Annotated in this window: 6 protein-coding genes and 2 pseudogenes; 4 read left to right on the forward strand and 4 right to left on the reverse strand. The window is 74.9% G+C overall.

The window, feature by feature from the left end:
- Positions 1-150: 150 nt before the first annotated feature.
- On the forward strand, positions 151-1,101 hold the full coding sequence (locus AB0L40_RS25560) for a hypothetical protein (RefSeq protein ID WP_364361262.1): 951 nt from the start codon (positions 151-153) through the stop codon (positions 1,099-1,101).
- Positions 1,102-1,256: 155 nt separating this feature from the next.
- Positions 1,257-2,846, forward strand: a complete 1,590-nt coding sequence (locus AB0L40_RS25565) for an MFS transporter (RefSeq protein ID WP_364361264.1) — start codon at positions 1,257-1,259, stop codon at positions 2,844-2,846.
- A gap of 135 nt (positions 2,847-2,981) precedes the next feature.
- On the opposite strand, the gene AB0L40_RS25570 is transcribed toward AB0L40_RS25565, so the two are convergent.
- Both AB0L40_RS25570 and AB0L40_RS25575 read right to left on the reverse strand, forming a co-directional pair.
- Positions 2,982-3,392, reverse strand: coding sequence for an RNA-binding S4 domain-containing protein (locus AB0L40_RS25570; RefSeq protein ID WP_364361266.1), 411 nt, complete (start codon positions 3,390-3,392; stop codon positions 2,982-2,984).
- A gap of 7 nt (positions 3,393-3,399) precedes the next feature.
- On the reverse strand, positions 3,400-3,606 hold the full coding sequence (locus AB0L40_RS25575; RefSeq protein ID WP_364361268.1) for a hypothetical protein: 207 nt from the start codon (positions 3,604-3,606) through the stop codon (positions 3,400-3,402).
- Positions 3,607-3,831: 225 nt separating this feature from the next.
- On the opposite strand from AB0L40_RS25575, the gene AB0L40_RS25580 reads away from it, so the two are divergent.
- Entirely contained in the window at positions 3,832-5,271 is a 1,440-nt protein-coding gene (locus tag AB0L40_RS25580; RefSeq protein WP_364361270.1) for a hypothetical protein, read from the forward strand.
- A gap of 683 nt (positions 5,272-5,954) precedes the next feature.
- Here the strand turns inward: AB0L40_RS25580 and AB0L40_RS25585 are convergent.
- Positions 5,955-6,047: pseudogene (locus AB0L40_RS25585) on the reverse strand (hypothetical protein); the annotation flags it as partial.
- A 141-nt stretch (positions 6,048-6,188) separates the two neighbouring features.
- Here AB0L40_RS25585 and AB0L40_RS25590 point away from each other — a divergent pair.
- The gene (locus tag AB0L40_RS25590) at positions 6,189-6,491 is read left to right on the forward strand and encodes a hypothetical protein (RefSeq protein WP_364361272.1); all 303 of its coding nucleotides are present in this window, start codon (positions 6,189-6,191) and stop codon (positions 6,489-6,491) included.
- On the opposite strand, the pseudogene AB0L40_RS25595 reads toward AB0L40_RS25590, so the two are convergent.
- Positions 6,484-6,567: pseudogene (locus AB0L40_RS25595) on the reverse strand (short-chain dehydrogenase); the annotation flags it as partial. The gene AB0L40_RS25590 and the pseudogene AB0L40_RS25595 sit on opposite strands and share 8 nt — an antisense overlap.

Here is a 6,567-nt window from a genome sequence, read left to right on the forward strand (position 1 = left end):
GGGACAGCGGGCGACCGCCTCGCCATCGAGGACGTGGCGATCCCAGTTCTTGGTCATGGTGCTCATGGCTGGAACTCCGACAGCTTGTAGGGATTCGTGCGGCGATCCCCCAGGGAAGGTGCGCAGATGTCGGGCAGAACGCTCAGAACGGTGTTGGTGGCCCTCGCGGCCACGTCGACGATCGCGGCGGTGGCCGCGGGCCCCGCGACGGCCGGCGCCCAGCCCGCGGGCACCGAGGGTCCAGCCACGCGCCGCCAGCTGACCCTGCGCGACAGCCTCTACCTGCTGCCGCTCCGTCAGCCGTCCGCGTCGCCGCAGTGCCTGTTGATCCTCTGCCCGCTGATCCAGGCGCTGAGCCCCGTCGGATCGGGTCCGGACGCCGGCGTCTCGGGCCTGCAGGTGACCGGCCTGCTGCTCGCGCCCCCCGGCGTCACGGCCGAGTCCCGGTCCGAGCCGCTGCCCTACGACGGCGCCGGCGAGGACGGCACGGCATCCGTGCAGTTCTCGGTCGACCGGCGCGGCGACGGGTCCGGCGGGTCGGCCACCACCGAGGTGCTCCTGCAGGACACCGACGGCGGCACCGTCGCCCGCCTGCCCTCCAGCCCGCTGCCGCTCGACGGGACGCGGCGGTCGATGGGGACGGTCTCGATCGACCCGAAGGCCCTGATCCCCGGGCACTCGTACGTCGCGGTCGTGCGGTTCGCGCTGTCCACGCCGCCCGGGAGCAGCGTGACCGCGCGGGTGTACGCGCCGCAGCTGCTCGCGCTCGGGCCGACGAAGGCGCCCAAGGCCCCGGCCGCGCTCAAGCCCCGGGCGCCGGTGGTGACGCTCCTCGGCCGGCGGCTCCGCGTGGTCGCGAAGTGCCCGGCCGGGTCGGCGCGCTGCGACGTCGAGGCGCGGTCGTCGCTGCGCGGGAAGACCGTCGGCAAGGGCGGGGCCGACATCCAGGCGGGATCCGAGCACACGTTCACCTTCCGGCTGACGGCCGCGGAGTTGCGGCGCGCCCGGCGGGTCGGACGGATCGCCACCGCCGTGCGGGTGCAGGACGAGAAGGGCCGCGTCGGCGTCGCGCGGTCGACGCTGCGCGTGCCGCGGCACTGAGCCGTCGGCGACGGCGGCCGCGGCGCCCGGCCCCGCCCGTCGGCGCGATCGCCCAGCCGTCGCGCACCCATCCCTCCGCGCCCGCACCGATCGTCACCGCGGGCGGTCCGGGCGGGGCTACGCTGCGAGGCGTCTCCCCGAGAAAGGCCGGGCCCATGGACCGGAAGTGGCTGGCCCTCGTCGCTGTGGCGACGGGCGTCTTCATGCTCCTCATCGACGTGACGATCGTCAACGTCGCGCTCCCCGACATCGCGACGGACCTGCACTCGTCGTTCTCGAACCTCGAGTGGGTCGTCAACGCGTACACGCTGACGCTCGCCTCGACGCTCCTGGTCTTCGGCTCGGTCGCCGACCTGATCGGGCGCCGGCGGGTCTTCCTCACCGGGCTCGTCCTCTTCTCGGCCGCGTCGCTCGGCTGCGGGCTGTCGGGCACGCCGCTCCTGCTGAACCTCATGCGTGGCGTCCAGGGCGTGGGCGGCGGGATGATGTTCGCGACGTCGCTGGCGATCATCGCCCAGACCTTCCACGGGCCCGAGCGCGGCGTCGCCTTCGGGATCATGGGAGCGGTCACCGGCGCCGCCGTCGCGATCGGGCCGCTGCTCGGCGGCGTGCTGACCGACGTCTTCGGCTGGCAGGCGATCTTCCTCGTCAACCTGCCGATCGGCGCGTTCGCGGTCTACCTGACGCTGACGAAGGTCACGGAGTCCAAGGATCCGCACCCGTCCGGGATCGACTGGCTCGGGGCGATCCTCTTCGCCGGCGCGCTGTTCCTGCTGATCTTCGGGCTCGTCGACGCGAACAAGGAGGGCTGGGGGAGCGCCCAGATCCTCGGCTGCCTGATCGGCTCGGTCGTCCTGCTCGGGGCGTTCGTCGCGGTCGAGCTGCGGCGCGAGAACCCGCTCTTCGACCTGCACCTGCTGCGCAAGCCGAGCTTCCTCGGAGCGTCGCTCGTCGCGTTCTGCATGTCCGCGTCGCTGTTCGCCATCTTCCTGTACCTGACGCTGTACCTGCAGGGCGGCGTGCTCGGGTACTCGCCGCTGGAGGCCGGGCTGCGGTTCCTGCCGATCACCGCCCTGATGCTCGTGGTCGGGCCGATCGCCGGGCGGCTGACGACGAAGGTCCCGGTCCGGCTGCTGCTCGGCGGCGGCCTGTTCCTCGTCGGCCTCGGGCTGGCGCTGATGCACGGGGTGGACCCCGGCGACGACTGGACGGTCCTGATCGTCGGCTTCGTGATCGCCGGCGTCGGCTCGGGCTTCGTCAACCCGCCGCTGGCGTCGACGGCGATCGGCGTCGTCGAGCAGCGCCGCTCGGGCATGGCGTCCGGCATCAACTCGACGTTTCGGCAGGTCGGTATCGCCGGCGGCGTCGCGGCGCTCGGCGCGGTCTTCCAGCACCGGGTCGGCAGCGTCCTCCACGCGCAGCTCGACGGCGTCGAGGGCGGGGCGGCCCGCGCGGACGACCTCGCGGCGGCCGTCACGGCCGGGCAGACCGAGGCGGCCGTGCAGGGCGCTGCCGACCGCGGCGCCACGCCCGAGCTCGTCGACACGCTGCGGAACCTGTCCCACGAGGCGTTCGTCAGCGGCATGAACACGCTGCTCGTGATCACCGCGATCGTCGCGTTCGTCGGCGCCGCCGGCGCGCTGGTGCTCATCCGCAAGCAGGACTTCGTCGCGTCGGGGCCGGGTGCGCCGGGGCCGGGTGCGCCGGGCTCGGGCGCGTCGGGGCCGGGCGCCGCCGCGGACTGACGCCCTGGGGCGCCGGCTCACCACCGCCACCTGCCGGGCGGCCGGTCGACGTTGCGGGCCGGTGGGCCGTCGGGAAACCCTCGACCGGCCCCGCGTCGAGGTCGAGGTTCCCCGCGTGACGGCCAGCCGTGGCGGTCAGCCGCGGCCGCGGCGCCCGGGGCCCGCCTCGTACCGGCGGCGGTCCCGCTTGGTGGGGCGGCCGGCGCCCTGGAAGCCCGTCGGCTGGGCGAGGCGACGCTGCTCGGCGCGCAGCTCGCGCTCGGCGCGGTCCTCCTCGCGCTCGTCGTAGAGCAGGCGCGCCTCGGTCGCCGGGCCGCGACGGCGGGCGAGCGCGACGACGTCGACGCGGTGGCGGTCCTCGCCCACGACGACCTCGACGCGGTCGCCGGGGCGGACCTCCTTCGAGGGCTTCACGCGCGCGCCGTTGACGTGCACACGGCCGCCCTTGACCGCGTCGACCGCGAGCGCGCGGGTCTTCACGAACCGCGCGACCCACAGCCAGGTGTCGATCCGCTGGCGTTCCAGCGGCTCCTGCGGCGCTCCCACGACGGCCTCAGTCCGCCGGCCGGAGCGCGGTCTCGGCGGCCGTGTTGGCGATCTCGCTGCCGTCCTCGAGCGTCCAGCGGACGACGTAGATGCGCGGCGACCCGGGGGCAGGGTCCGGGGCGCCGGGCTCGGCGGTGTCGCGCACGATCGTCCCCTGCAGGGGGCCCAGGCCCTCGACCGCTGCGACGACGCGCTGTCCGGGTTCGAACGCCATCAGGCGAATGTAGATGAGCGCGGGGCGGACCGCGGCGGGCCGGGCCCGGTGGCGCCGGCGGCCGCGCCGGGGCGTGCAGCGGTCCGATCGGGCATGGCCGTGGCGGGAGCGATCCGGGACCGCAGGTCCTGCCCGGCGGGCGCCCGCGGTGGTACAAGGCGGAGTACGCCGTCCGCGGACGGCGCCCGGGCGCACCCGCGCCCGACTCCCCGACCCCGGATGACCATGAAGCGCACCGTCCTCGGCCTCACCGCCGCCCTGCTCCTGATCGCGCCGGGGGCAGCCCAGGCGGGCAAGCCCTACGTCCTGGGCAACTCGAACACCGGCGATCCCACCGTGACCGCGGGCGACGGCGTCTTCCACGTCGTCTGGAACGACGAGGACTCCGGCGTCTTCCACTACTGCCGGGTGCTGCCGAAGCAGGGCGGGTGCTCGAGCGACCTGGCGCTCGCCTTCAACGACGCGCCCGACGGCGGGCGGACGGGCGTCCCGGGCAAGGCGTGGATCGTGCCCGGCTACGACAACCGGACGATCTACCTCGTGCACGCCCAGTACGTCTCCGGCGACACCTACGTGTGGACGTCGACGAACGGCGGTCAGACGTTCGGCTCCCAGCCGGTGAAGGTCTGGGGCGGCGTCAACGGCACGGTCGGCACGGACTCCCGCCGGCCGCTGCTCGTCCCCGGCACCCAGACGATCGCGTTCCCGACCGTCAACACCGGGCTCTTCGTCTACGACGCCGCGATCGACGGCAGCGACGCGGCGTCGGAGCAGAAGGCGGACCTCGACCAGACCGGCCTGGGCAACCGGTCCTACGACCTGGACCTGGCGACGATCAAGGGCGGCGGGACGCTCGCGACGTCCGACGACCTCTCGAAGGTCTCGGCGTGGGTCGAGCCCGACGGCGCGATCTTCGGGACGAGCGCGGCGGCGTGGGGCAAGCCGCGGTTCGTCGCCAACGGCTCCGACGCCACGATGAACGGCGCGTTCGGTGAGAACTACCTCGCCTACACCGCCCGGTCCGGCGGGAAGCGGCGGTTCGAGATCCGCAAGTGGGCGGGCACGGCGTTCGGCAAGCCGACCGTGCTGGACACCGAGCCCGGGGCGCAGGCGCGCGTGACGGTGGCGGACGACGGTGACGCCGGCGCGGTCTGGCGCGGCGCCCGCGGCCTGCAGCTGGCGACGTCGAGCAACGGCGGCAAGAGCTGGCGCAGGACGCAGATCACGAGCTCCGACGAGGTGTACTCGGACCTCGAGGTGGCGCGGAGCTCCGACGGCACGGGGCTCGCGGTCTGGCGCCGCAAGGGCGCGATCGCCGCGGCCGACCTGACCGCGGTCGCCGATCCCTCGACGCCGGCGCGCAGCACGACCGGCACGAAGAACCAGGTCACGCTGGGCCTGAACGTCCCGGGGACGTGCGTGAAGCCCGGCAAGACCTACGGGGTCTCCACGGGCGGGCAGGGCAAGGGCAAGGTCGCGAAGGTCCGCTACCGCTTCGGCGGCCAGTCGCAGACCGACGCCGCGAAGCCATGGGGCGCGACGTTCCAGGTGCAGGCGTCGGCCAAGCCCGGGTCGGTCGTCCCGATCAGCGCCAAGCACCGCGTGCAGACGAAGTCGAAGGCCTTCAACTTCACGCTCTTCTCCGACGTGACGGTCTGCGGCTGAGGGCGACGGCGGGGCGCCGGGCTCCGGAGGACCGGGGCGGGGTACGTGCGTCCCGTCGCCGTGACCGACGGGGCGTTCCCGGGCGATTCACCCCAGGAGCGGTTGCGGGCTCACCCCGTTCGCCATCAGCATCCACCGTCGGGGTCGTCGTTCCGCCCGGGGACGATGACCTCCGTGACCTGCGAAGCCGCATCCCCCCGCCTCATGAGCCCCGAACCTCCCCCCGCGCAGCCGCTCCTCGATGTGCCCGGGGCGCGGGCCACGGCCGGCGCGCCGACGACGCCCCCGCCGGGGCCGGTGCCGCCCGCCGGCCCGGTCCTGGACGCCGACCTCTCCCATCAGATCCTGCGGGCCCTCGGGCGCGTCAGCACGGAGCTGGCGCGGACGCGCCGGACGCTGGAGGCGGTCGTCGAACAGGTCCGGCGGTCTCCTTGGGCGACGGTGCCCGTGACCCCGCCCGCCGATGCGCCGCCCGAGGGCGGTCCCGACCCGATGACGGGTCGCCCCGCGCCGGCCGCCCGTCCCGCGCCGGCCGTCCGTCCCGCGCCGGCCGTCGCCCCGCCCGACGCGCTCGTCGCGTACATCCGCGCTCCGGCGCCGGTCGACGGCGTGATCGTGTCCCTCGCCAAGGACGGGGACCGGCCGACGGCGGCGCGCCCCAGCGGCCCGGGCCGGCCGACGGATCATGAGACGAAACGGATCACCGGCCGGGGCTGCCGGACGCCGTCGACGGTGACGTCGACCTTCTCGTCGTAGAAGGCGACGAGCCCGGCGACGGCGCGCGCGTCGTTCGTCGACGCGCTCGCGGTCTCCGCACCCGCCGGCGCCCGGTCCGCGGGCCGTCCCGGACGCCTCGTCCGAAGACGTTCTTCGGACGAACTTCAGTGCGCACCGTCACCTCTGGGATCCTGTCCGACGTGTCGCACTTCGATCAGCTCGATCCCGACCAGCGCATCGTGCTGCGGATGGCGGTCCGACGCCGCCGCTCCTACGCGGCGATGGCGGAGGCCCTCGGCGCCGCGCCCGACGAGATCCGCCAGCGCGCGCTCGCCGGGCTGGACGCCCTCGCCCCGGAGGGCCGCCCCGGCCTGACGGACGACGACCGGGGCCGCGTCGCGGACTACCTGCTCGGTCAGCAGGAGGGCGCCGAGCGGGACGCGACGGCCGGGACCCTGGCCTCCCGCGGCCCGGCGCGCGACTGGGCGCTCCTCGTCCCTTGACGACCGCGTAGGCGGAGGAGCCGGCGTGCGAGACACGGGCCAGGCCGCTCGAGACGTTGACGATGCTCGCGCCGTC

This window comes from Patulibacter sp. NPDC049589 (assembly GCF_040675535.1).
Classification (GTDB): domain Bacteria; phylum Actinomycetota; class Thermoleophilia; order Solirubrobacterales; family Solirubrobacteraceae; genus Patulibacter.

What these genes read in the sequence shown, in the direction of transcription:
- AB0L40_RS25580 (WP_364361270.1), top strand. Translation starts at nt 3,832, where the DNA reads ATGAAGCGCACCGTCCTCGGCCTCACCGCCGCCCTGCTCCTGATCGCG.
- AB0L40_RS25565 (WP_364361264.1), top strand. Translation starts at nt 1,257, where the DNA reads ATGGACCGGAAGTGGCTGGCCCTCGTCGCTGTGGCGACGGGCGTCTTC.
- AB0L40_RS25575 (WP_364361268.1), bottom strand. Translation starts at nt 3,606, where the DNA reads ATGGCGTTCGAACCCGGACAGCGCGTCGTCGCAGCGGTCGAGGGCCTG.